General features: G+C 72.5%; 21 protein-coding genes and 5 tRNA genes. 9 read left to right on the forward strand and 17 right to left on the reverse strand.

The window, feature by feature from the left end:
- The first annotated feature begins 208 nt into the window (after nucleotides 1–208).
- Nucleotides 209–394 (forward strand): 50S ribosomal protein L28, encoded by a 186-nt coding sequence (rpmB, locus tag IF99_RS0107430; protein ID WP_008745436.1) that lies wholly within the window; start codon nucleotides 209–211, stop codon nucleotides 392–394.
- 676 nt (nucleotides 395–1,070) lie between these two features.
- Here the strand turns inward: rpmB and thiD are convergent.
- Together thiD and IF99_RS0107440 are read right to left on the reverse strand one after the other, a co-directional pair.
- The gene (gene thiD / locus IF99_RS0107435) at nucleotides 1,071–1,916 is read right to left on the reverse strand and encodes a bifunctional hydroxymethylpyrimidine kinase/phosphomethylpyrimidine kinase (protein ID WP_107048944.1); all 846 of its coding nucleotides are present in this window, start codon (nucleotides 1,914–1,916) and stop codon (nucleotides 1,071–1,073) included.
- Between the two features lie 141 nt (nucleotides 1,917–2,057).
- Nucleotides 2,058–3,053 (reverse strand): thiamine-phosphate kinase, encoded by a 996-nt coding sequence (locus IF99_RS0107440; RefSeq protein ID WP_030995555.1) that lies wholly within the window; start codon nucleotides 3,051–3,053, stop codon nucleotides 2,058–2,060.
- A 221-nt stretch (nucleotides 3,054–3,274) separates the two neighbouring features.
- Here IF99_RS0107440 and IF99_RS0107445 point away from each other — a divergent pair, with 221 nt between their 5' ends.
- Both IF99_RS0107445 and IF99_RS0107450 read left to right on the forward strand, forming a co-directional pair.
- Nucleotides 3,275–3,508: an Lrp/AsnC family transcriptional regulator gene (locus tag IF99_RS0107445; protein ID WP_009068869.1), complete on the forward strand. Its 234-nt coding sequence runs from the start codon at nucleotides 3,275–3,277 to the stop codon at nucleotides 3,506–3,508.
- Nucleotides 3,509–3,529: 21 nt separating this feature from the next.
- On the forward strand, nucleotides 3,530–4,030 hold the full coding sequence (locus IF99_RS0107450) for a DUF3515 domain-containing protein (protein WP_030995556.1): 501 nt from the start codon (nucleotides 3,530–3,532) through the stop codon (nucleotides 4,028–4,030).
- Between the two features lie 338 nt (nucleotides 4,031–4,368).
- Here the strand turns inward: IF99_RS0107450 and IF99_RS0107455 are convergent, their stop codons facing one another.
- From IF99_RS0107455 to IF99_RS0107465, 3 genes are all read right to left on the reverse strand, one after another.
- The gene (locus tag IF99_RS0107455) at nucleotides 4,369–5,538 is read right to left on the reverse strand and encodes a D-alanine--D-alanine ligase family protein (RefSeq protein ID WP_030995557.1); all 1,170 of its coding nucleotides are present in this window, start codon (nucleotides 5,536–5,538) and stop codon (nucleotides 4,369–4,371) included.
- A 325-nt stretch (nucleotides 5,539–5,863) separates the two neighbouring features.
- A complete protein-coding gene (locus IF99_RS0107460) occupies nucleotides 5,864–6,895 on the reverse strand; it encodes an NAD(P)H-dependent glycerol-3-phosphate dehydrogenase (protein ID WP_030995558.1) in 1,032 nt (343 codons plus the stop codon).
- Entirely contained in the window at nucleotides 6,892–7,782 is an 891-nt protein-coding gene (locus IF99_RS0107465; protein ID WP_030995559.1) for a lysophospholipid acyltransferase family protein, read from the reverse strand. The genes IF99_RS0107460 and IF99_RS0107465 overlap by 4 nt, the downstream gene beginning before the upstream one ends.
- 202 nt (nucleotides 7,783–7,984) lie before the next feature.
- Between IF99_RS0107465 and cofC the strand changes: the two genes are divergently transcribed.
- Both cofC and IF99_RS0107475 read left to right on the forward strand, forming a co-directional pair.
- Nucleotides 7,985–8,683, forward strand: a complete 699-nt coding sequence (gene cofC / locus IF99_RS0107470; protein ID WP_420705647.1) for a 2-phospho-L-lactate guanylyltransferase — start codon at nucleotides 7,985–7,987, stop codon at nucleotides 8,681–8,683.
- 67 nt (nucleotides 8,684–8,750) lie between these two features.
- Complete coding sequence (locus IF99_RS0107475; RefSeq protein ID WP_030995561.1) at nucleotides 8,751–8,954, forward strand: hypothetical protein; 204 nt, start codon at nucleotides 8,751–8,753, stop codon at nucleotides 8,952–8,954.
- A gap of 312 nt (nucleotides 8,955–9,266) precedes the next feature.
- On the opposite strand, the gene IF99_RS0107480 is transcribed toward IF99_RS0107475, so the two are convergent.
- The 4 genes from IF99_RS0107480 to leuC form a co-directional block, all read right to left on the reverse strand.
- Nucleotides 9,267–9,896 (reverse strand): HU family DNA-binding protein, encoded by a 630-nt coding sequence (locus IF99_RS0107480; protein ID WP_030995562.1) that lies wholly within the window; start codon nucleotides 9,894–9,896, stop codon nucleotides 9,267–9,269.
- Between the two features lie 153 nt (nucleotides 9,897–10,049).
- A complete protein-coding gene (locus IF99_RS0107485; RefSeq protein WP_030995563.1) occupies nucleotides 10,050–10,277 on the reverse strand; it encodes a hypothetical protein in 228 nt (75 codons plus the stop codon).
- A gap of 484 nt (nucleotides 10,278–10,761) precedes the next feature.
- Nucleotides 10,762–11,355 (reverse strand): 3-isopropylmalate dehydratase small subunit, encoded by a 594-nt coding sequence (gene leuD, locus IF99_RS0107490; protein ID WP_030995564.1) that lies wholly within the window; start codon nucleotides 11,353–11,355, stop codon nucleotides 10,762–10,764.
- A gap of 6 nt (nucleotides 11,356–11,361) precedes the next feature.
- Nucleotides 11,362–12,783 (reverse strand): 3-isopropylmalate dehydratase large subunit, encoded by a 1,422-nt coding sequence (gene leuC, locus IF99_RS0107495; RefSeq protein WP_030995565.1) that lies wholly within the window; start codon nucleotides 12,781–12,783, stop codon nucleotides 11,362–11,364.
- Nucleotides 12,784–12,960: 177 nt separating this feature from the next.
- On the opposite strand from leuC, the gene ndgR reads away from it, so the two are divergent.
- Nucleotides 12,961–13,680, forward strand: coding sequence for an IclR family transcriptional regulator NdgR (ndgR, locus tag IF99_RS0107500; RefSeq protein ID WP_007821702.1), 720 nt, complete (start codon nucleotides 12,961–12,963; stop codon nucleotides 13,678–13,680).
- Nucleotides 13,681–13,852: 172 nt separating this feature from the next.
- On the opposite strand, the gene IF99_RS0107505 is transcribed toward ndgR, so the two are convergent.
- The 8 genes from IF99_RS0107505 to IF99_RS0107540 all read right to left on the reverse strand — a co-directional run bounded on the left by IF99_RS0107505 (nucleotide 13,853) and on the right by IF99_RS0107540 (nucleotide 17,512).
- Nucleotides 13,853–13,925, reverse strand: a tRNA-Glu gene (locus IF99_RS0107505).
- 21 nt (nucleotides 13,926–13,946) lie between these two features.
- A tRNA-Gln gene (locus IF99_RS0107510) sits at nucleotides 13,947–14,018 on the reverse strand.
- A gap of 11 nt (nucleotides 14,019–14,029) precedes the next feature.
- Nucleotides 14,030–14,102 (reverse strand) — tRNA-Glu (locus IF99_RS0107515).
- Between the two features lie 64 nt (nucleotides 14,103–14,166).
- A tRNA-Glu gene (locus IF99_RS0107520) sits at nucleotides 14,167–14,239 on the reverse strand.
- Between the two features lie 20 nt (nucleotides 14,240–14,259).
- Nucleotides 14,260–14,331: transfer RNA gene (locus IF99_RS0107525), tRNA-Gln, on the reverse strand.
- Nucleotides 14,332–14,413: 82 nt separating this feature from the next.
- Nucleotides 14,414–15,154, reverse strand: a complete 741-nt coding sequence (locus IF99_RS0107530; RefSeq protein ID WP_030995566.1) for an HAD family hydrolase — start codon at nucleotides 15,152–15,154, stop codon at nucleotides 14,414–14,416.
- Nucleotides 15,155–15,267: 113 nt separating this feature from the next.
- Nucleotides 15,268–16,743 (reverse strand): glutamate--tRNA ligase, encoded by a 1,476-nt coding sequence (gene gltX / locus IF99_RS0107535; RefSeq protein WP_030995567.1) that lies wholly within the window; start codon nucleotides 16,741–16,743, stop codon nucleotides 15,268–15,270.
- Complete coding sequence (locus tag IF99_RS0107540) at nucleotides 16,736–17,512, reverse strand: fumarylacetoacetate hydrolase family protein (RefSeq protein ID WP_030995568.1); 777 nt, start codon at nucleotides 17,510–17,512, stop codon at nucleotides 16,736–16,738. Before IF99_RS0107540 ends, gltX begins: the two co-directional genes overlap by 8 nt.
- 618 nt (nucleotides 17,513–18,130) lie before the next feature.
- On the opposite strand from IF99_RS0107540, the gene IF99_RS0107545 reads away from it, so the two are divergent.
- The 3 genes from IF99_RS0107545 to IF99_RS0107555 form a co-directional block, all read left to right on the forward strand.
- Complete coding sequence (locus IF99_RS0107545) at nucleotides 18,131–22,420, forward strand: nitrate- and nitrite sensing domain-containing protein (protein ID WP_030995569.1); 4,290 nt, start codon at nucleotides 18,131–18,133, stop codon at nucleotides 22,418–22,420.
- A gap of 9 nt (nucleotides 22,421–22,429) precedes the next feature.
- Nucleotides 22,430–22,843, forward strand: a complete 414-nt coding sequence (locus IF99_RS0107550) for a roadblock/LC7 domain-containing protein (RefSeq protein WP_007821711.1) — start codon at nucleotides 22,430–22,432, stop codon at nucleotides 22,841–22,843.
- A 97-nt stretch (nucleotides 22,844–22,940) separates the two neighbouring features.
- Nucleotides 22,941–23,318, forward strand: a 378-nt coding sequence (locus IF99_RS0107555) for a DUF742 domain-containing protein (RefSeq protein ID WP_030995570.1), incomplete at its 3' end; no start/stop codon positions are given.

A 23,318-nucleotide genomic window follows, 5' to 3' on the forward strand; every position in this document is an offset into this window, starting at 1 on the left:
GCTCGGACCGGGTACGGCCGGAGCCCGGGAACGGCCAGGGCCGCGGTCGTGGTAGTTTCGTGGAGCGGGAGTAGCCGCTGTATGCTGCTCCGGTTGCCCGATGAGAATCGGGCCATTCCCCCCGGCAACGCCAAATCAGGCACTTCCGTCTCTGATCCCGGCCTGCCGGGATTCACTGTAAGTGCATCTGAAGTCTTTGGAGTGACCCGTGGCTGCCAACTGCGACGTCTGCGGCAAGGGGCCGGGCTTCGGCAACAACATTTCGCACTCGCACCGCCGTACGCCGCGTCGCTGGAACCCCAACATCCAGCGCGTGCGTGCCGTGGTCGGTGGAACGCCGAAGCGGCTCAACGTCTGCACCTCGTGCATCAAGGCCGGCAAGGTCTCGCGCTAAGCGTGAGGCGGTCCCGTTTCACGACGGTGCCGATCCGGTCTCGCGCTGACGTAGTGCGGCGCGGCCACCTGGCTGGTTGCTGTGAGAGCCGGTCCGTCTCAGTACGGACCGGCTCTTACGTATGCCCGGACACCGGAGCGGGGCCCGTCAGCCCCGGCTGAGGTCTCCGCTCCCTCCGCTCCCGCTCGACAAGGGACGCATCGTACCGGCCGGGGGCCTGCCGCCCGGTATGACGGCGGCCGCGCCCTGTGCCCTGTGCCCTGAAAGCCTCGGCGCCGACACGTCACCCGAACTCGCGGAGTCCCCAGACCTCCCGCACGGCACGATGCCTTCCCCACCTCGCAGGTCGCCCTCGGACGACGCGACGTCGCGCTCGGGTAGCGCCGCAGCGTCGCGGATGCGTGCAGGGAGCGGCGCCACGGGGCGACGGGGCACAGACGTCGCGTAGAGACGCGGCGGGATGTCGCGTAGAGATCCAGCGCGACGTCGCATAGAGACGCGATGTGCGTCGGGCCCACCGCGCACCGATATCGCGGAGCGACGCGGCCAGCGCCACGTCGCGCGCACTACACCCCACGTCGCCCCGCGCGCCTACCTCACCGCAGGTCACACGCGACGTCGCATATGCCACGGCGCGCGCACGCCGCACCGCGTCACCCTGCGCGCCGTCCCCCCGTCACCCCGCGACGTCGGGGCTTTCGGCGGCGTCACCGCCACCCCCCTCGGTCGCCGCTCCCCGAAAACGCCACCCGTGATCGACCGGGCCGATGCCGGCACCGAGGGGGAAGCCCGCCGCGATGGCGCCCGTCACGTAGTCCTTCGCGGCGCGCACCGCGGCCGGGACGTCGTGGCCGAGGGCGAGGTGAGAGGCGACGGCGGAGGCGAGGGTGCAGCCGGTGCCGTGCGTGTGACGGTTGTCGAGGCGCGGGGCGCGCAGCCAGTGCTCCTCGGTGCCATCGGTGAGGAGGTCCACGGCCTCGCCCTCCAGGTGCCCGCCCTTGATCAAGGCCCAGCGCGGGCCGAGGGCGAGGACGGCCGCCGCCGCCTCGGGCAGGTCCTCGGGGCGCGTGACGTGGACGCCGGTGAGCTGGGCGACCTCGTCGAGGTTGGGGGTCGCGACGGTGGCGACGGGGAGCAGTCGCGTGCGTACCGAGTCGAGGGCGTCCGCGGCGAGCAGCGCGTCGCCGTGCTTGGAGACGCCCACCGGATCGACGACGGTCGGCGCGTCCGTCGCCGCGAGGAGTTCCGCGACCGTCTCGACGAGCGCGGCGGAGGAGAGCATCCCGGTCTTGACCGCCTGGACGCCGATGTCATCGACGACGCTGCGGTACTGGGCGCGTACGGCCTCGACGGGAAGGTCCCAGGCGCCCTGCACACCGAGCGAGTTCTGCGCCGTGACGGCGGTGAGCACACTCATCCCGTGCACGCCCAGGGCGAGCATCGTCTTGAGGTCCGCCTGGATACCGGCACCACCACCGGAGTCGGAACCGGCCACGGTCAGGACGCGCGGGGGTATGTGCATACGCCCGAATCTACCGCCCCACCCGCGCCACGGCGCACCCACATCGCGCACCACCCGCCCCGAGAGGCGTCCACGGCGCGGCGTTCACCGCCAGGCGTTCACGGCGCGGCGTTCACCCTCGCGACGTCCCACGCCCCCACGTCATCCCCGCCCCGGCGTCTCGATCCCGTCGTCCCCCTCGTCCCCGCCGAAGTGGTCCCAGCCCCCCGCGCGCGTCCAGGGGGCGCCGTCGACCGTCACCTCGGGCCGTGCCGAGGGGTGCAGGACCTCGCCGATGACCTTCCAGCGCGCCGGCAGCTTCACGTCCGGCGGGAACGTCGCGACGATCGCGTGGTCCTCGCCCCCCGTCAGCACCCACTGGAGCGGATCGACCCCGACCGCCTGCCCGATGTCGTACATCTGCGAGGGCACGTCGACCTTGCCGGAGACGAGGTTGATGCGGACGTTGCTCGCCTCGGCGATGTGCCCGAGGTCGGCGATGAGGCCGTCGCTCACGTCGGTCATGGACGTCGCGCCGAGCGCGGCGGCCGCGGGGCCCGCGTGGTAGGGCGGTTCGGGTCTGCGGTGCGCCTCGACGAAGGCGCGCGGCGAGCGGAAGCCGCGCGAGAGGACAGCGTGCCCGGCGGCGGACCAGCCGAGCCAGCCCGTGACGGCGACGACGTCGCCCGGACGCGCCCCGGAGCGGACGACCGGCTCCTGGCCGCGCATGTCGCCGAGGGCCGTGATCGCGACGGTGATCGTGTCGCCGCGTACGAGATCGCCGCCGACCACCGCCGCGCCCGCCACCTGGCACTCGTCGCGCAGCCCGTCCATGAGCTCGACCGCCCACGTAGCGGGCAGCGTCGCGGGCACGACGAGGCCGAGGACGAGGGCGGTGGGCACCGCGCCCATGGCGGCGATGTCGGCGAGGTTCTGCGCCGCGGCCTTGCGCCCGACGTCGTACGCCGTCGACCAGTCGCGCCGGAAGTGCCTGCCCTCCACGAGGACATCGGTGCTCACCACGACGCGTCGGTCGGGTGCGGCGATGACGGCGCCGTCGTCGCCGGGGCCGAGTCGCACCGCCGGTGTCGTGGTGAGTCGCGCCGTCATCTCCCTGATGAGCCCGAACTCGCCGAGTTCCCCCACAGTGCCCTTCATCCCAGTGCCCCTTCTGCGCCGTACCGTGCACGGCCGTGTGCCTTCGCCGCCGCGGGTACCGTCAAGTCTCGCCTGAACTTCCGTGCGCCGCGTCCACCGGAAGCGGCACCACCGTACGGAGCGGGGCTCAGCACGCGCGCGGGGCTCCCCGCGGCGCGCGACGACGCGATACCGTGGCGTCCCCTTTCCCCCATGATCCTCATGGCCGCCCTGGAGGTTCCGTGGTACAGGCGTACATTCTGATCCAGACGGAGGTCGGCAAGTCCTCCGCGGTAGCCGAACTCATCGGCTCGTTCGACGGTGTGATACAAGCCCAGGACGTCACGGGCCCGTACGACGTGATCGTGCGTGCCGAGGCGACGACGATGGACGACCTCGGTCGCATGGTCGTCGCGAAGGTGCAGCAGGTGGAGGGCATCACCAGGACCTTGACCTGCCCCGTCGTCCATCTGTAACCCCCGTCTACGCTGGGCGGCGTGAACATCTCCGTGCTGCGGCGCCTGCTGGTTCCCGCCGTCCTGCTCCCGCTGCTGACCGCCGTCGGCTGTTCCTCGTCGGACTCGGCGGCGGACTCCACGGCGAAGGCCGCGGTTCCCGCACCGGACGCCGCCGCCGCGAAGGCGTGCCGGAAGCTGCACGCGAAGCTTCCCGGGCGCGTGGACGGACTCGGCAGGAACAACCCGACGGAGAAGTCCGAACTGACGGCCGGATGGGGCGACCCGGCGATCATACTGCGCTGCGGAGTGCCCCGTCCGGCCGCGCTCGACGACCCCAAGACGGACGGCGTGGAGGTCGACGGCGTGGACTGGGCCATCGTCCACGAGGACGGTGGCCCCTACCGCCTCTACACGACGCTGCGCATCGCCTACGTCGAGGTGACGATCCCGGCCGCGCGCGCCGGCAACGGACTCTCGCCGCTCACCGACCTGGCGAAGCCGGTCGCGGACACCATCCCGAAGGGCATCGCGGAGGGCTGAGCACCACGCGTGGCCCGGCGTCCGCCGCCCCGCGACGCGGCCCCACGCCCCCTGGTCACGTCGCGTACGTCGCGCGCGTCATCGCAGGTCACACGCGACGTCGCATATGCCACGACGCGTCACCGCCGCCGCACGCCCGTCACCCCGCGCCCGCCACGACGCGCGACGCGCACCACAGCAGCGCCGCACCGCAGCGCGGCCCCCGCGTCACACCGTAGCGCCCCGGGTCTCAGCCCCCTGCGGCACCGCTCCTCAGCGCCCCCGCACCACACCGAACCCGCCGCCGCCCCACGGCGCCCCGCTCCCCGGAGCCCCAGGCCCCGCGCCCGCGCAACGTCCTACCGCAGCCCCGTCGACCGCCGCAGTGCCGCCTGGATGAGGCGGTCCACGAGTTCGGCGTAGCCGACGCCGCTCTTCTCCCACATCTGCGGGTACATCGAGATGGGCGTGAAGCCCGGCATGGTGTTGATCTCGTTGATGACGAAGCCGTCGTCGGTGAGGAAGAAGTCGGCGCGCACGAGACCCTCGCAGGAGGTCGCCTCGAAGGCCGCGACGGCGAGGCGCTGGACCTCGGCCGTCTCCTCGGGCGTGAGCGGCGCGGGCACGAGCCCCGAGGCGGAGTCGATGTACTTGGCCTCGAAGTCGTAGTAGGCGTGGTCGGTGACCGGCGGGATCTCCGCGGGCACGCTCGCGCGCGGCCCGTCCTCGAACTCCAGCACCCCGCACTCGATCTCGCGCCCCTGGACGAGCGCCTCGATCAGGAACTTCGGGTCGTGGCGCCGCGCTTCCTCGATCGCCTCGTCCAGCTCGTCGAAGCCGTCGACCTTGCTGATGCCGACGGAGGAGCCGCCGCGCGCGGGCTTCACGAAGAGCGGCCAGCCGTGGTCGCCGGCGAAGTCGGCGATGCGGCGGCGCGCGGCGGTCGGGTCCTGCTCCCACTCGCGCGGGCGGATCACGAGGTACGGGCCGACCGCCAGCCCGAACGAGGTGAAGATCCGCTTCATGTACTCCTTGTCCTGGCCTACCGCGGAGGCCAGCACCCCGGCGCCGACGTAGGGCGTCCCGGAGAGTTCCAGGAGCCCCTGGAGGGTCCCGTCCTCGCCGTAGGGCCCGTGGAGCATGGGGAAGACGACGTCGACCTCGCCGAGCGCCTTGGGGACCGAGCCGGGCTCGGCGTAGACGACCTCGCGCACCGAGGGGTCGAAGGGCAGCACGACGCTGCCTTCCAGGGACTCCGCGAGGCTCTCGACGGTGGGCATCGCGCGGTCGGCGATGGCCATCCGGGCCGGTTCGTCGACGGCGAGGGCCCAGCGGCCCTCACCGGTGATGCCGATCGGCAGCACGTCGTACTTTTCCCGGTCGATGGCGCCGAGCACAGCGCCGGCGGTGACGACGGAGACTCCGTGCTCGGAGCTTCGCCCGCCGAAGACGACGGCGACCCGCGGCTTGCGCGACTCTCCCCCTTCGGCGGGGGGAACAGGGCTCTGGGGGAGGTTCTGGCTGCTCATATCGCGATGAGGGTACCTGCTGCCTCCCACCCCGTCAGCGCCCGGAGCCCGGCTTGTCGCCCGTCCCCACCACCCGGCCGAACGCCGCGGACCCCCGTACCGGCCGCGAAACGGGAGCCCCTCCCCGCAGACCACCACACCGGCCGCGACACGGGAGCCCCTCCCCGCGGACCACCGCACCCGGCCTCGACACCGGAGCCCCTCCCGCCGGGGACCGGGGCGTAGGGCGGAGCCCCGCACCTCCCGGCCCATCCCGTGGCGACCTCCCAGCCCCTCCCATGGCGCGCCCACCGGACGCACCGGGCCGCCCCGCCTGCCCCAGCCCCTACCCCCGCTCGGACTTCGCGCTCCGCGACATGAGTTCCTCCAGCGCCACCAGCGGCGACTTCCCCTCGTGGACGATGCTCACCACCGTCTCGGTGAGCGGCATGTCGATGCCGTGCGCGCGGCCGAGCGCGAGGACCGATTCGCAGGACTTGACGCCCTCGGCGGTCTGGTTGGTGACGGCGATGGTCTCGGCGAGGCTCATACCGCGGCCCAGGTTGGTACCGAAGGTGTGGTTGCGCGAGAGCGGCGAGGAGCACGTCGCGACGAGGTCGCCGAGCCCGGCCAGCCCCGAGAACGTCATCGGGTCCGCGCCCATCGCGAGGCCGAGCCGCGTCGTCTCGGCGAGTCCGCGCGTGATGAGCGAGCCCTTGGTGTTGTCGCCGAGCCCCATGCCGTCCGCGATGCCGACCGCGAGCCCGATGACGTTCTTGACCGCGCCGCCCAGTTCGCAGCCGACGACGTCGGTGTTGGTGTAGGGGCGGAAGTAGGGCGTGAGACAGGCGTGCTGGATGCGCCGGGCGACGCTCTCGTCGCGGCAGGCGACCACGGCGGCGGCCGGCTGCCGCGCGGCGATCTCGCCCGCGAGGTTCGGTCCGGTGACGACGGCGACCCGTTCCCGCGGCGCCTTCGTGACGTCCTCGATGACCTCGCTCATCCGCATCGTGGAGCCGAGTTCGACGCCCTTCATGAGCGAGACGAGCACGCTCTCGCGCCCGAACAACGGCGCCCAGGCGGCGAGGTTCTCGCGCAGTGTCTGCGAGGGGACCACGAAGAAGACGTGGTCGGCACCGTCCGCGGCCTCGGCGGGGTCGCTCGTGGCACGTACCCGCTCGGGCAGGACCGTGCCCGGCAGGTAGCCGGGGTTGGTGCGCGTCGTGTTGATCGCCTCCGCGACGTCGGGGCGCCTGGCCCACATGGTCACGTCGTTCCCGGCGTCGCCGAGGATCATGGCGAAGGCGGTGCCCCAGGAACCGCTGCCGAAGACGGCGGCTTTGGCGGGACGGTCGTTCCGGCCGGGCTGGCCTGTCACGTGGTGTGCTCCCCTGTCGCGTGCGTCGTGCTCTCGTCGTGCGGACGGCTTCCGCCCGCGTCGCGCGGACCGCTTCCATCCGCGTCGTGCGGACCGCTTGCGTCCGCGTCGTGTGCCTGGGCCGCGCCGTCCGGACCGCCGGCACGCTTGGCCGCGGCCCGACGACGCTGTTCTATCCGTACCCTGCGCGGATCGTAGATCTCCGCGGGCGCCTTCTCGCCCCGCAGCTCTTCCAGCAGCTCGGTGACGGCGCGCATCAGCACCTCCGTGACCTCGCGCAGGAGTTCGGGCGTCGGCTCCTTGCCGTAGTACGCGGAGAGGTCGACGGGCGCCCCGGCGAGGACCTGGAGCGTCTTGCGCGGCAGCAGCCGCAGCTTCTTCTCCTTCGCGTACGGCGGCATCGCGAGGTTGGCGCCCCACTGCGCGACGGGGATCACGGGGCAGCGCGTCGCCAACGCGACGCGCGCCGCACCGGTCTTGCCGCTCATCGGCCACTGCGCCGGATCACGCGTGAGGGTGCCCTCGGGATAGAAGGCGACGCACTCGCCCTTCTCGATGGCCAGCACGGCGCCCCGGAAGGCGTCCATCGCGTCGGTGGTCTCGCGGTAGACGGGGATCTGCTGGGTGCCGCGCATCATGGCACCGACAATGCCGTGCTTGAAAAGGCCGTCCTTCGCGAGAAATCGCGGCAGCCGCCCGGTGTTGTACTGGAAGTGCGCGTACGACAACGGGTCGATGTACGAATTGTGGTTGACGACGGTGATGAATCCGCCGTCCTCGGGCATGTGCTCCGCTCCGCGCCATTCCCGCTTGAAGAAGACCAGCAACAGCGGCTTGAGCACCGCTGCGGCAAAGCGATACCAGAAGCCGATTTTACGGCGGGACACGCGTGCACCTTCCTGTTTCGGCCCTGCCCGGGCCAAAGATCACGTACTGCGCCTGGCAGGCCGCACAAGTGTGGACCCGCCTCCCCCGTCTGTCGAGAACACGGTACGCCCGCGCTCTCCCCCGCAGCCGGTTCGCGCGCCCCCTTGCGCGCCCTCCGGGCCGCCCCACCGCCCCCTCCCCGCGCGGCGTCCACGGGCGACAATGGCGCCGATGAACACTCCCGCCGGGCCCGCCGCGCCCCCACCATGGACCCTGGTCGTCCCGGTGAAGCCCCTCCCCCTGGCCAAGTCCCGGCTCGCCGGGCCGCTCTCGGCGCCGAGCCGCCGCCGCCTCGCGCTCGCCTTCGCGCAGGACACCGTCGCGGCCGCGCTCGCCTGTCCCGAGGTGCGGGATGTGGTGGTCGTCACGGACGACGCGCGGGGCGGCGCCGCCCTCGCCGCGCTCGGAGCGCGTGTGGTCCCCGACACTCCGGGCGCCGGGCTCAACGCCGCTCTGGCGCACGGGGCGCGCGTCGCGCGACGCGGCACGCCGCGCGGCGCCGTCGCCGCCCTCAACGCGGATCTGCCCGCCCTGCGCCCGGCGGAGCTGTCCACCGTCCTGCGCGCCGCCGCGCATTTCCCGCGCTCTTTCCTCCCCGATGCCGCGGAAATCGGCACGACATTTCTCGCCGCGCTTTCCGGTACGGAATTGGCCCCTCTTTTCGGCGGGCACTCCCGCGAACGCCACCGGGCCTCGGGCGCGGTGGAACTCGGCCCGCCCGCCGTGGCCTCGGTGCGGCAGGACGTGGACACGGTCGCCGATCTGCGCGCGGCGCTCGCCCTGGGCGTGGGCCCGCACACCCGCCACGTAGCGGCCGCGCTCCCGGCGAGGGAACGCGTCGCGGGCCCCGCCGGTACGTGACTCCCGGGATCTCCGCGCGGCATCCCCCCGCCCCGCCCGGGGCGGCGGTCCCCGTTAAGGTCCCCCCATGCAGGCAACGGCGTACACCTACGATCCCTCGGACCACAGCGGCAGCGTGCTGCTCGACGACGGCACCCCCGTGCCCTTCGACGGCGCCGCGTTCCTCGCGGGCGGGCTGCGACTCCTGCGCCCCGGGCAGCGCGTACGCGTCGAGATTGAGGGCCAAGCGGCGGAACGACGCGTCACGTTGGTGACCTTGCAGACTTTCTGAGCCGCCGTCCGCGGCACCGCCCCGCTCGCGCCCCCGCACGGGTACACCGGCCCGCCACGCTCCGCACAAGCGACGCCCCAGCGCCCAGCGCCCGTCCCCGGTGCAACCAAACGCCACCCCCACACCGCCGCCCGCGCACGCCGCGCCCCCGCCCCCGGACACGCCGCGGGCCGGGCTCCCCGAGGAGCCCGGCCCGACGCGTGAGTGCCGCGTCCCTCCGGAGGGCCGGAGGTCCGGCCGCGGCCGTGACGTCACCGCGCCCTGTGCGGGAGAAGGAACGTCACCGCTGAAGGTGCGCGAGGTGTGGGAAGGTCACTTCTTGCGCGCCGTCGCCTTCTTGGCGGTCGTCGTGCGCGCCGTGCTCTTCTTGGCCGGGGCCTTCTTGGCGGTCGCCTTCTTCGCCGGCGCCGTCTTGGCCGTGGTCTTCTTCGCGGTCGCGGTGCTGCCCGTCGCCTTCTTCGCCGCCGGGGTGGCCTTCTTGGTGGTGGCCTTCTTCGCCGTCGCGGTGGTCTTCTTCGCCGGAGCGGTGGCCGTGGTGGCCTTCTTGGCGGCCGTCGCCTTCTTCGCCGTGGCCTTCTTCGCCGCCGCCTTGGCGGTGGTCTTGGTGCCACCGGTGAGGCTGCCCTTGGGGGCCTTCTTCACCGCGACGTCGTTCTTCGGAAGCTTCTTGGTCCCCGCGACGAGGTCCTTGAAGCCCTGTCCCGCGCGGAAGCGCGGCACCGAGGTCTTCTTCACGCGGACCCGCTCCCCGGTCTGGGGGTTGCGGGCGTACCGGGCCGGACGGTCGACCTTCTCGAACGAGCCGAACCCGGTGACGGAGACCCGGTCACCGGCGACGGTGGCCCGGACGATGGCGTCCAGGACCACGTCCACGGCGTCGGCGGCGTTCTGCCGCCCGCCGAGCTTGTCGGCAATCGCTTCCACGAGCTGCGCCTTGTTCACGTCTTCCCCTTCGGAGACATTGCCAGAACGAATCTGTTCAAGCTTTTTCGCACGCTAGGCGGATATATACCGCAAATCAAACACGAAACGGGCTAATCACCCTTGTGCCGCAACACCCACCGGACCCGAAAGAGTCCCGCTCCACGGCTGGATTCAGCCGTCACCGGGCCGGCGTCCCTCGTCGAGGTCCTTCAACAACCGGTCCAGGCGTGCCGCCGCACCTGCGAGATCGTGTTTGGCCGCGGCCGTAATGACCAGCAGCTTCCGGGTCAGCGCCATCCGTACGCTCTCCGGGACTTGCAGTGTGCGCACCCTTGTATGTGCTTCTTTGAGTTGGTCGGCGACCACGCCGTAAAGCTTGAGTTGGCCGTCGCTTTCCATGCCTCGATTGTGCCATCTGGCCTGAGTTGTCGCCTGCGCAGGGGGTAACTACCGTCTGGGGCGGCCTCGTCGGCGGACCGGGACAGTGCAGGCAGGGCCCATAATCGCAGGTCTTCTGCCTTGTGGGGCAAGGGAGTTGAGACCACCCGTTCGGCGGCGCCCCGGGCGCGTCGCCGGCCTGCGCAACACTGCGCCGAGCGAGGGTTTTTGGCCAAGGCTCCGCGACACGTCCACCCGAGGCCCCGTGCGACGCACACCCGCGTCGCGCGCGACCGCACCCCGACCGACCCCCTCCGCGCCCGCCCCGCGGCCCACCCCCGTACGCGACCACCCTCGGCACACGGCCGGCCCCGCCTCCCCCAGCCGCGTCGCCCCACTCCGCACACGACCGTGCCCCCGGTCGTCGTACGACCAGGGGCACAGGGGGCTTTCCGCGGGCGGGCGCGAACGGGCGGTTCACACCGCCCGGTGGTCCCGCGTCACGTCACACCGGGAGCGTGCGCGGCTTGAAGGCCGGCCGGCGCGCCTCGTACGCCGCGATCGACTCGTCCTCGCGGAGCGTGATGCTGATGTCGTCGAGCCCGTTGAGCAGCCGCCAGCGGGAGTTCTCGTCCAGCTCGAAGGCCGCGGCGACGCCCTCGGCGCGCACCTGGCGCTCCTGGAGGTCGACCGTGATCTCGGCCTGGGGGTCCTTCTCGACGAGCTCCTGGAGCGCTTCGACGACCGGCTGGTCGAGGACGACGGTCAGGAGGCCGTTCTTCAGCGAGTTGCCGCGGAAGATGTCGGCGAAGCGCGAGGAGATGACGGCCTTGAAGCCGTAGTTCTGGAGCGCCCAGACGGCGTGCTCGCGCGAGGACCCCGTACCGAAGTCCGGGCCGGCGACGAGCACGCTGGCCCCGGCGCGCTCCGGTTTGTTCAGGACGAACTCCGGGTCCTTGCGCCACGCCTCGAAGAGGCCGTCCTCGAAGCCGTCGCGCGTGACCTTCTTGAGCCAGTGCGCGGGGATGATCTGGTCCGTGTCGACGTTGGAGCGCCGCAGCGGGACGGCGCGGCCGGTGTGGACGGTGAAGGCTTCCATGGTGGTTCAGACTCCCGAGGGCGCGGTGGCGGACAGGTCGGCGGGCGAGCCGAGGCGGCCCAGGACCGCCGTGGCGGCGGCCACCTTGGGCGAGACGAGGTGCGTGCGGCCCCCCTTGCCCTGCCGGCCCTCGAAGTTGCGGTTGGAGGTGGACGCGGAGCGCTCGCCGGGGGCGAGCTGGTCCGGGTTCATGCCCAGGCACATCGAGCAGCCGGCGTGCCGCCACTCGGCCCCGGCCTCGGTGAAGACCTTGTCGAGGCCCTCCTCGACGGCCTGGAGCGCGACCCGTACGGAGCCCGGGACGACCAGCATCCGGACGTCGTCGGCGACCGCGCGACCCCGCAGCACGTCGGCGGCGGCGCGCAGGTCCTCGATCCGGCCGTTGGTGCACGAGCCGACGAAGACGGTGTCCACGGAGATCTCGCGCAGCGGCTGCCCGGCGGCGAGGCCCATGTACTCCAGGGCCTTCTCGGCGGCGAAGCGCGCGGAGGGGTCGTCGAAGCTCGCCGGGTCGGGGACGTCCGCCGAGAGCGGCGCGCCCTGGCCGGGGTTGGTGCCCCAGGTGACGAAGGGGGCGAGCGCGGAGCCGTCGATGACGACCTCGGCGTCGAAGACCGCGTCGTCGTCGGTGCGCAGCGTCTTCCAGTAGGCGACCGCTTCCTCCCACTCGGGGCCCTGCGGCGCGTGCGGGCGGTCCTTGAGGTAGGCGAAGGTCGTCTCGTCGGGGGCGATCATGCCCGCGCGGGCACCGGCCTCGATCGACATGTTGCAGATGGTCATCCGGGACTCCATCGACAGCTTCTCGATGGCGCTGCCCCGGTACTCCAGGATGTAGCCCTGGCCGCCGCCGGTGCCGATCTTCGCGATCACGGCGAGGATCAGGTCCTTCGCGGTGACGTCGGCGGGCAGTTCGCCCTCGACGGTGATCGCCATGGTCCTCGGGCGCGCGAGCGGCAGCGTCTGCGTGGCGAGCACGTGCTCGACCTGCGAGGTGCCGATGCCGAAGGCGAGGGCGCCGAAGGCGCCGTGCGTGGAGGTGTGGGAGTCGCCGCAGACGACGGTGGTGCCGGGCTGGGTGAGGCCGAGCTGCGGTCCCACGACGTGGACGACGCCCTGCTCCACGTCGCCGAGCGGGTGCAGCCGTACGCCGAAGTCCGCGCAGTTCTTGCGCAGTGTCTCCAGCTGGGCGCGCGAGACCGGGTCCGCGATGGGCTTGTCGATGTCGAGGGTCGGGGTGTTGTGGTCCTCGGTCGCGATGGTGAGGTCGAGACGCCTCACCCGCCGGCCGTTCTGGCGGAGGCCGTCGAACGCCTGCGGGCTGGTGACCTCGTGCAGCAGGTGCAAGTCGATGTAGAGGAGGTCGGGCTCGCCCTCGGCGCGCCGGACGACGTGGTCGTCCCAGACCTTCTCCGCGAGTGTCCTACCCATCGCTTTCCCTTCGGCCGGCGGCGATGCCAGGCCCAACTAGGAGGTGAGTACCCGGCCGTCCCCTCGTGGGTGGCGGCGGTCCTGGGCCCGGTGGTCCTCGGGCCCGCTCCTACAGAGTGGCAACTTCCCGTGGAAATTGAACTTGCGTTTCACAGAGTGAGACGCGAATATCGTTGCATGGACAACTCTAGCGGCGTCGGCGTACTCGACAAGGCTGCTCTCGTTCTGAGCGCCCTTGAGTCCGGTCCGGCCACTCTCGCCTCCCTGGTCGGCGCGACAGGGCTCGCCCGGCCCACGGCACACCGCCTCGCCGTGGCACTGGAGCACCACCGCATGGTGGCGCGGGACATGCAGGGCCGGTTCATCCTCGGCCCCCGCCTCTCGGAACTCGCCGCAGCGGCGGGCGAGGACCGGCTGCTCGCCACGGCGGGCCCGGTGCTCACGCACCTGCGCGACGTGACGGGCGAGAGCGCGCAGCTCTACCGCAGGCAGGGCGACACCCGTATCTGCGTCGCGGCGGCGGAACGGCTGTCCGGCCTGCGGGACACGGTCCCGGTCGGTTCGACGCTGACGATGAAGGCGGGCTCCTCGGCGCAGATCCTGCTCGCCTGGGAGGAGCCGGAGCGCCTGCACCGCGGCCTCCAGGGCGCGCGGTTCACCGCGACCGCGCTCTCGGGGGTGCGGCGCAGGGGCTGGGCGCAGTCGATCGGCGAGCGCGAGCCGGGCGTGGCCTCGGTCTCGGCACCGGTGCGCGGTCCCTCGAACCGCGTCGTCGCCGCCGTCTCGGTCTCGGGGCCGATCGAGCGCCTCACGCGCCACCCGGGGCGGATGCACGCCCAGGCCATCATCGACGCCGCGGCCCGCCTGAGCGAGGCTCTGCGCCGCAACGGTGGCTGAACGCCCCGCACCCGCACGCACGAGCCCCGTACCGCACGCACCATCCCCCGTACCGCCGGTACGGGCGGGACGCCGACGAAGCCGCCCCGCCCGTCCGGACGAGCGCCCACCGCCGCGCACGCGCACAGCGAAAAGCCCCCCGTCCGCGAAGGAGGGAGGGCTTTTCGAGAGGTACCCCCGACCGGATTCGAACCGGCGCTACTGCCGTGAGAGGGCAGCGTGCTAGGCCGCTACACAACGGGGGCGAGACCACTGGAAGTGATCAGCTGGGCTACCAGGACTCGAACCTAAACTAACGGAACCAGAAACCGTCGTGCTGCCAATTACACCATAGCCCAAGGAACTTCCGTACCCCCGACCGGATTCGAACCGGCGCTACTGCCGTGAGAGGGCAGCGTGCTAGGCCGCTACACAACGGGGGCTTTTGGCGATCCTGCGTCTCAGGGACATCGGGTGCGACCCGGTTGTCCCCGCGGGAAGGATCTGTACCCCCGACCGGATTCGAACCGGCGCTACTGCCGTGAGAGGGCAGCGTGCTAGGCCGCTACACAACGGGGGCGAGATCACTGAAGTGATCAGCTGGGCTACCAGGACTCGAACCTAGACTAACGGAACCAGAAACCGTCGTGCTGCCAATTACACCATAGCCCATTGATACGCAAGCCCTGGGGGCTGGTATCTATTTCGCGCTTTCTTTCGGGTGTTCCTCCCGTCCGGCGGCGCAGGAAGAACATTACCCGAAGGTCGACGGCGCTCCAAAACGGGTATCCGCGAGCAGCCCCGGCAGCTCGGCGAGCCCTCCGATGCGGTGCACACCCTCGGGGACCTCCTCGCGCGCGTGCCTCCCCGCGCGGTCGAGCCAGACCCCGACGAGGCCGGCCTCGACCGCGCCACGTGCGTCGATCCAGGGTTCGTCGCCCACGTACGCGATCTCGGCCGGGGCGAGACCGAGACTGCGGGCGGCGGCGCGGAAGGCGCCGGGGTCGGGCTTGGAGACGCCCAGTTCGGCGGCGCACAGCAGGGTCTCGAAGCGGTCGCCCAGGCCCAGGGTGCTGAGCTTGGGGCCCTGCACGGTGACGGAGGAGTTGGAGAGGACGCCGTGGCGGTGGCTCGCCGCGAGGGCGTCGAGGGCGGGCAGGACGTCCGCGAAGAGGGTCCAGGCGGCCTCGTAGTGCCCGAAGTACGCCTCGAACCAGGCGTCGGCCTCCGCGTCGCCGAGCGGAGCAGCGAGGAAGTCCCGTACGCGGTCCCTGCGCTGCTCCAGGAAGCCGACGCCGCCCTCGGCGAAGCGCCCCCAGTGGCGCCGGGTCAGCGTCCGCCAGCGCGCGAGCGCCGCCTCCGGGCCGCCGAAGCGCTCCAGGAGGCCCTCGGCGCGCAGGTGCGCCGCGAGACCTGCGGTGTCGGCGCCCGTGTAGTCGAAGAGGGTGTCGTCCACGTCCCACAGGACGGCCCTGACCGCTGTATTCGCTGCCACGCCGCCGAGGATAGGCGCGGAGGGGCGGATACGCCCGAGGGGCGGGCGCCGGGGGTACCGGTGCCCGCCCCTCGGGACGTGCGTCTCAGGCGGTGGCGTCGCGCCCTCGCCGATCAGGCGGCCAGCCTGGCCAGCGCCGCGTCGATGCGCGCGAGCGTCTTCTCGCGGCCCAGGATCTCCAGGGACTCGAAGAGCGGGAGGCCGATGGTCCGCCCGGTGACCGCGACGCGGACCGGGGCCTGCGCCTTGCCGAGCTTGAGGCCGTGCGCGGTGCCGGCCTCCAGGACCGCCTCCTTGAGCGCCTCGGCCTTCCAGTCGGCGGCGGCGATCTTGGCGCGGGCCGTGGTCAGGAGGGCGTCCGAGCCCTCCTTCATCGCCTTGTTCCACGAGGTCTCGTCGATCGCGGGCTCGTCGAGGAAGAGGAAGTCGACGTTGGCCGTGATGTCCGAGAGGACCGTGAGGCGGGTCTGCGCGAGCGGCGCGAGGGCGGCGAAGGCGGCCGGGTCGAAGGCCTCCGGGGCCCAGGGCGCGAACGGCGCCCGGAGCCAGGGCGCGCAGCGCGCGGTGAAGTCCTCGACCGAGAGCATCCGGATGTGATCGCCGTTGATCGACTCGGCCTTCTTCAGGTCGAAGCGGGCCGGGTTGGCGTTCACCTCGGAGATGTCGAACTTCGCGACCATCTGGTCGAGCGTGAAGATGTCCTCGTCGGCCGAGAAGGACCAGCCGAGCAGCGAGAGGTAGTTGAGCAGGCCCTCGGGGAGGAAGCCGCGCTCGCGGTAGAGGTTGAGGCTCGCCTGCGGGTCGCGCTTGGAGAGCTTCTTGTTGCCCTCGCCCATGACGTAGGGCAGGTGCCCGAAGGCGGGGATCTCCTTGGCGAGGTCCAGCTCGATGAGCGCCTCGTAGAGGGCGATCTGCCGGGGCGTGGAGGAGAGCAGGTCCTCGCCGCGCAGGACGTGGGTGATCTCCATCAGGGCATCGTCGACCGGGTTGACGAGCGTGTAGAGCGGGGCGCCGTTGGCCCGGACGATGCCGTAGTCGGGGACGTTCTCGGGCGCGAAGGTCAGCTCGCCGCGCACGAGGTCGGTGAAGGTGATCGTCCGGTCCGGCATCCGGAAGCGGACGATCGGCTTGCGTCCCTCTGCCTCGTAGGCGGCGATCTGCTCGGCGCTCAGCTCGCGGCAGTGGCCGTCGTAGCCGGAGGGACGGCCCGCGGCGCGCGCGGCCTCGCGGCGCGCGTCCAGCTCCTCGGTCGTGCAGTAGCAGCGGTAGGCGCGGCCGGCCTCCTCCAGGCGGCGCGCGACGTCGCGGTAGACGTCCATGCGCTGCGACTGGCGGTAGGGGGCGTGCGGGCCGCCGGTCTCGGGGCCCTCGTCCCAGTCGAGGCCGAGCCAGCGCAGGGAGTCGAGGAGCGCCTCATAGGACTCCTCGGAGTCGCGGGCCGCGTCGGTGTCCTCGACGCGGAAGACGAGGGTGCCCTGGTGGTGCCGCGCGAAGGCCCAGTTGAACAGGGCGGTGCGGACGAGACCGACGTGGGGGTTGCCGGTCGGGGAGGGACAGAAACGTACGCGGACGGTGCCGTCGTTAGCCACGCTTGATCACCTTGTTGGTGAGAGTGCCGATGCCTTCGATGTGGACGGCGACCTCGTCGCCGACGCTGAGCGGGCCGACCCCTGCCGGGGTGCCCGTGAGGATGACGTCGCCCGGGAGCAGGGTCATGGCCTCGGTGACGTGGACGACGAGGTCCTCGACCGAGCGCAGCATGTCGCTCGTGCGCCCGAGCTGGCGTTGCTCGCCGTTGACGGTGCACTGGAGCGTGAGGTCGGCCGGGTCGAGGTCCGTCTCGATCCAGGGGCCCAGCGGGCAGGCGCCGTCGAAGCCCTTGGCGCGGGCCCACTGCTGCTCGCGGCGCTGGGCGTCGCGGGCGGTGACGTCGTTGGCGCAGGTGTAGCCGAGGATCACGTCCTTGGCCCGGGCGCGGGGCACCTCGCGGCACATGCGGCCGATCACGACGGCGAGTTCCGCCTCGTACGACAGCTCCTCGGTGAAGGAGGGGTACGGGATGGGGTCGCCGGGGCCGCTCACGGAGGTGGAGGGCTTGAAGAAGGTGACCGGGTACTCGGGGACCTCGTTGCCCAGTTCCTTGGCGTGCTCCGCGTAGTTGCGGCCCACGGCCACGACCTTGCTGGGCAGCGTGGGCGGCAGGAGGCGGACCTTGTCGAGGGGGACCTTGGTGCCGGACAGCTCGAACTCGGCGAACGGAATGCCCTTGATGATGTCGAGGACGAGCCCGTCCGGGCCCTCGCCCTCGACGGCTCCGAAGGCCACATTGCCGTCGATGGAGAATCTGGCGATGCGCACGGCTGGCGGGTGCCCCTCTGTTGTTCCGGATCGCGGGTACCGGCTCGCCGTCCCGCGGGGATGACCGCCGGTGAAGGGGGCAGACGCGACACGGAAAACCGCTTCCCCAGGCTAACGCGTACGGGCCCCCTCCCCCTCCACCACAACCGGCACACGACCTCCCCATGTGAGTTTGCTCACGAGCGGCGCGCGAAACCGGGGCATACCGTCCGGCCACCGAGGGGCGAGGAATCGGTCATCGAGTACGGACTCCGGCATTCCGCCCATCACTCCGCGCCCGAGGGTGCGAGCCGGGCGTGGGCGGCGAATGCGGGATCGGACACGTATGCCCGTAATGTTCAAGATCCTTTCCCACTCCACGTGATGCGCCCGGCACAGCCCGTCACAGCCTCCGGCGGGGCCTGTTCGGACCTTGTTGGAGATCCCCGGCTGTGCTGGAATTCGCGGGACCGCCGCGGGTTTCGGCCGGCACGCGAGGGCGCAACGCAGCGCCGAGCGGTGGTCGAGGGGAGACGCGCCGGTCACGACGACCACCCGGGGGTTCACGGACCTCCACGACTCGACACCGTCCCGAGCGCCACGGCGTGAGGGGCGCCTGGTCCAGAGGTTGCGACGCTAGTGCAGGGACGTTTCAAGAGGGATGGCAGTGCTCCGGCCGAGCCGGAGCCGAACGGCGCGACCGATCGCGGCGCCGCTGCCCCGCACGCACCGCAGCAGGGGCTGAGCACCGGGGGCCACGAGGAGCAGGGCGCCGAGGGCGAGGCCGCGCGCGACAAGGGCGACAAGCCGGGGAAGACCGGCAAGGCCGAGAAGAAGCCCAAGGGGAAGACGAAGGCGGGCCCGAGCGGCCCCGGCTCGCGAATAGCCCTGCGCAACTGGCGCATCTCGACCCGTCTGGTCTCGCTCCTGGTCCTGCCGGTGGCGGCCGCCACCACCCTCGGTGGCATCCGCATCAGCGACTCCCTCGACGACATCCAGCAGCTCGACAACATGAAGCTGCTCACCGACATGACGAAGCAGGCCACCGAGCTGGCCGCCGCCCTCCAGGACGAGCGGGACCAGTCGGCGGGGCCGCTGTCGCACAAGGTGAAGGCGACCGACTACTCGGTCGCGAGCTGGCGCCAGAAGACGGACCGCCAGGTCGCCACGTTCCTGAAGAACACCAAGGACATCACCGGCAACAACGAGCTCAACGGTGTCCGCAGCAACCTCGACGCCATCACCAAGCGCGTCGCCCAGCTCAAGGCGATCCGCCGCGACGCCTACGCCGACGACACCTCGATCACGCAGACCGTCGACGCCTACAGCCAGCTGATCGACCAGTTGCTCGGCCTCTCCCAGGAGATGGCGCAGGCGACCTCGAACCCCGACATGGTCCAGCGCACCCGCGCGCTCGCCGCGTTCTCCTCCGCCAAGGAGTACGCGTCCATCCAGCGCGCCGTGCTCGCCGCCGCGCTGCCGCCGAACAAGACGCAGTTCGGCAAGCTCTCCGAGACCGATCGCCGCTACGCCCTCAACGCGCTGAGCAACGAGGACGACGAGATCAACCAGTTCAAGGAGATCTACGGCTCCTACGCGGGCGACCCGGAGGACCTGCTCAAGCCGATCGACCCGGACGAGCAGCCCACCATCAAGAGCGCGCGCGACTTCGCCCAGGGCTCCCTGAGCACCCAGGGCGGCATGAAGCTGCGCGCCAAGCGGTCCTACCGGGACTGGACGGACGCGGCGTCCGAAGAGATCAACCAGATGAAGACCATCGAGCTGACGCTGCTCGGCCAGATGGAACAGAAGGCCCGTGAGCTGCGGCAGAGCGCCGAGCGCGACGCCATCATCAACGGTGCGCTGATCGTCCTCGTCCTGGGTGTCTCGCTCGTCGGCGCCTTCGTCGTCTCGCGGTCCATGATCCGTTCGCTGCGGCGTCTGCAGGACACCGCGACGAAGGTCGCCCAGGAACGGCTGCCCGAACTCGTCGGCCAGCTCTCCGAGTCGGACCCGCAGGACGTGGACCTCTCGGTCGAGTCCGTCGGTGTCCACTCGCGCGACGAGATCGGGCGCGTGGCCACGGCCTTCGACGACGTGCACCGCGAGGCGGTCCGCCTCGCCGCCGAGCAGGCCATGCTGCGGGGCAACGTCAACGCGATGTTCACGAACCTCTCGCGCCGCAGCCAGGGCCTCATCCAGCGTCAGCTCTCGCTCATCTCCGAACTGGAGTCCCGCGAGGCCGACCCGGACCAGCTCTCCTCGCTCTTCAAGCTCGACCACCTCGCGACCCGTATGCGCCGCAACGGCGAGAACCTCCTCGTCCTCGCGGGCGAGGAGCCGGGCCGCCGCTGGACGCGCCCCGTGCCGCTCGTCGACGTGCTGCGCGCCGCGGCCTCCGAGGTGGAGCAGTACGAGCGCATCGAACTCTCCGCCGTGCCCTCGACCGAGGTCGCCGGACGCGTCGTCAACGACCTCGTCCACCTGCTCGCCGAACTCCTGGAGAACGCCACGTCGTTCTCCTCGCCGCAGACCAAGGTCAAGGTGACCGGGCACGCGCTGCCCGACGGACGCGTGCTCGTCGAGATCCACGACACCGGCATCGGCCTCTCGCCCGAGGACCTCGCGGCGATCAACGAGCGCCTCGCCGCGCCGCCCACCGTGGACGTCTCGGTCTCGCGCCGCATGGGTCTCTTCGTGGTCGGCCGCCTCTCGCAGCGCCACGGCATCCGCATCCAGCTCCGTCCCTCCGACTCCGGCGGCACGACGGCACTCGTCATGCTGCCCGTCGACGTCGCGCAGGGCGGGCGCAAGGTCCCGGGCAAGCCCGGCGGGCCCGGTGGCCAGGGCGGCCCCGCCGCCGCGCAGGCCGCCGCGGGCGCCGCGGCGGCACGCCGCGCTCCCGCCGGGTCGCTCGGCGGGGGCCAGGGCGGCCCGGGGCAAGGCGGCCCGGGGCAGGGCGGACCCGGCCAGGGCGCGCCCGGCGGCAACCGGCTCGGGGCGGGACCCGAGCGCGGCCAGGCCGGTCTGGGCGGCTCTTCGCGCGCCGCGCTGCCCGCGCGCGGCAACGCCCCGCAGTCCCCGGCAGGTCGCGACGCCTTCCCGCCGGTCGGCGGCGGGCAGCAGCAGGGCCCCGGCAACTTCTTCGGCGATACACGGCAGGGGCCGCCCCAGGGCGGCGCGCGCCCCGTGTCCCCGCAGGACAACGGGCAGGACGCCTTCGGCGGCGGCCGGACCGCGCCGATCCCGCCGCAGCGCCGCGCCCCGCAGGGCGAGGGCCAGGACGGCCGTCCGCAGCTCCCGCCGCGCGGCGGCCCGCGTGCCGAACTGCCCGGCGGCACCCCGCAGCCCCAGCGCCCGGCCCCCGCCGACCGGCAGCAGCCCCCGGCACCGTGGGAGCCGCAGGCCCCGGACGCCCCGCGCGGACACGACGAGCCGCGCGGCCCGCGCCAGGGCTTCGCCCCGCCCCGCGACGACAACGCCCTCGCCTCGACGGCGCAGTTCCCCGCCATCGCCCCGGACGCGCAGGCTCCCGAGGGCGCCGGGGGCTACGAGGCCCCGGGCGGCCCCGGCGCGACCGGCACCTTCCCGGCCGTGGGCCCCGCCGGCGCGCGCGGCCCGCAGGGCGGCTACGGGGCGGAGGACACCGGCGCCTGGGCCCGCCCGCAGGAGGGGTACGCGCCCGGCGGCCAGGGCCAGGACGGCGGCTACCCGCCGCACCAGGACCAGCCCCGCGAGCCGCGCCTCCCGCAGCGGGACGCGCGCCAGGACCAGGGCCAGAACCAGGGCCGGGGCGCCCCGGACCGCCAGGACCAGCAGGGCTACGGCTACGACGACGCGCGGCAGCAGGGCGGCTGGTCGCCGCAGGACACCGGCCAGTTCCCCGCGCCGGGCGGCCCCGTGTCCCCCTACGGGCAGACGGACGGCTACGACACCGGTCAGTACCCGGCGCCCACGGAGACGGGCCAGTTCCCCGTGCCGCCCCAGCAGGGGCAGTACCAGGGCGACCCGGGCAGCTACCAGGGAGCGTCCGGGACCGGGCAGTTCCCCGCGCCCCCGCAGCAGTCCGGCCCCTACCAGGACCCCGCGCGGACCGGCCAGTTCCCCGCCCCCGGGCAGAGTGGCCAGTTCCCCGTCTCTCCCTACCCCGGGCAGGGGCGCCCCGGCGCGTACGACGAGGGGCCGAACGCGCAGCCCCCCGCCCCGCGGCAGCCCGGCGCCCAGGGACCCCAGGGCACGGGCGGGTTCGCGGTCAGCGAGACCTCCTCCTTCCCGGTGAACACCGGGTACGAGCCGCCCAGGGCGCCGCGTCCGGAGGGGCCGCCCGCGCGCGAACTCCCGCGCCGCGGCCCCGCCGAGAACGCGCTGCCCCCGGCCGGTCCGGGCGACGGGCGCACCCCGCTGTACGACACGCTGGAGACGAGCTGGTTCCGCGGCCCGCAGCCCGCCGGGCAGGAACAGCAGCCCGAGCCGCCGCGCGCGGCCGAGCCGCCCCGTCCCACCGGTCCCCAGCGGCCCGACGACGGCCTCCTCCCCGCCGCGCCCGAGGGCGCGTCGGACACCCCGGGGCGGGGCCCCGGCCCGCTGCCCGCGCAGACCGGCCAGGACGCCTGGCGAGCTTCGCCCAACGACGAATTGGTGCGGCAGGCGGAGCGGGTGCGGCAGCCCTCGGCGGGCGGCGTCACCACCTCCGGCCTCCCGCGCCGGGTGCCCCGCGCCAACCTGGTGCCGGGTACCGCTCAGCAGCAGCCGCAGCAGCCGACGGGTCCCCAGGTCTCCCGGGCGCCCGACGACGTGCGCGGCCGGCTGACCAATCTCCGCAGGGGCATCCAGCAGGGCCGCTACCAGGCCGGCAACAGTCTGCGTCCGTCCGGTGAGAACCGGCCGAACGAGGGCTACCCCCGCCCCTCTCACCAGCAGGAGCGCTAGTTGACCCCCATGAGCCAGGCGGCACAGAACCTGAACTGGCTGATCACCAACTTCGTGGACAACACCCCCGGGGTGTCGCACACGGTGGTCGTCTCCGCCGACGGACTTCTCCTCGCGATGTCCGAAGGCTTTCCCCGTGACCGCGCCGACCAGCTCGCGGCCGTGGCCTCCGGTCTCACCTCGCTCACCGCGGGGGCTTCCCGGATCTTCGAAGGCGGAACCGTCAACCAGACGGTCGTGGAGATGGAGCACGGCTTCCTCTTCATCATGTCCGTCTCGGACGGCTCTTCCCTCGCCGTGCTCGCCCACCCCGAGTGCGACATCGGCCTCGTCGGTTACGAGATGGCCCTTCTGGTGGACCGGGCGGGGGCCGTGCTGACGCCGGACCTGCGCGCGGAACTCCAGGGCAGCCTGCTCAACTGACGCCCGCTCACCGCCACCCCGCCCGGCCGCATTCAGCCCCCCACCGGCCACAGCCTGACGGCGCCGAGACCATCCGCTGTTCCGCCCGGAGGATTGCATGACACCGCCCACCGCACCGCACGACCCGTACGGGAATCCGCCCTCCGCCGGCTACGCGGTCGAGGGCGACCAGCCCTTGGTGCGGCCCTACGCGATGACGGGCGGCCGGACCAGGCCCCGTTACCAGCTCGCCATCGAGGCGCTGGTCAGCACCACCGCGGACCCGATGCAGATGTCGGGCCTGCTCCCGGAACACCAGCGGATCTGCCACCTGTGCCGCGAGGTCAAATCGGTGGCGGAGGTCTCCGCGCTGTTGACGATGCCCCTCGGCGTGGCGCGGATTCTCGTCGCCGACCTGGCGGAGGCCGGTCTCGTCGCGATCCACCAGCCCGGCGGCGACGAGAACGCCGGCGGCCAGCCAGACGTGACACTGCTC

It is taken from the genome of Streptomyces sp. NRRL F-5630 (genome assembly GCF_000719475.1).
Classification (GTDB): domain Bacteria; phylum Actinomycetota; class Actinomycetes; order Streptomycetales; family Streptomycetaceae; genus Streptomyces.

Coding starts and splice junctions, on each gene's coding strand:
- leuD (WP_030995564.1), bottom strand. CDS start 11,355: ATGGAAGCCTTCACCGTCCACACCGGCCGCGCCGTCCCGCTGCGGCGC.
- IF99_RS0107550 (WP_007821711.1), top strand. CDS start 22,430: ATGAGCCAGGCGGCACAGAACCTGAACTGGCTGATCACCAACTTCGTG.
- IF99_RS0107475 (WP_030995561.1), top strand. CDS start 8,751: ATGCAGGCAACGGCGTACACCTACGATCCCTCGGACCACAGCGGCAGC.
- IF99_RS0107485 (WP_030995563.1), bottom strand. CDS start 10,277: ATGGAAAGCGACGGCCAACTCAAGCTTTACGGCGTGGTCGCCGACCAA.
- thiD (WP_107048944.1), bottom strand. CDS start 1,916: ATGCACATACCCCCGCGCGTCCTGACCGTGGCCGGTTCCGACTCCGGT.
- leuC (WP_030995565.1), bottom strand. CDS start 12,783: ATGGGTAGGACACTCGCGGAGAAGGTCTGGGACGACCACGTCGTCCGG.
- cofC (WP_420705647.1), top strand. CDS start 7,985: ATGGCGCCGATGAACACTCCCGCCGGGCCCGCCGCGCCCCCACCATGG.
- IF99_RS0107440 (WP_030995555.1), bottom strand. CDS start 3,053: ATGAAGGGCACTGTGGGGGAACTCGGCGAGTTCGGGCTCATCAGGGAG.
- IF99_RS0107455 (WP_030995557.1), bottom strand. CDS start 5,538: ATGAGCAGCCAGAACCTCCCCCAGAGCCCTGTTCCCCCCGCCGAAGGG.
- ndgR (WP_007821702.1), top strand. CDS start 12,961: ATGGACAACTCTAGCGGCGTCGGCGTACTCGACAAGGCTGCTCTCGTT.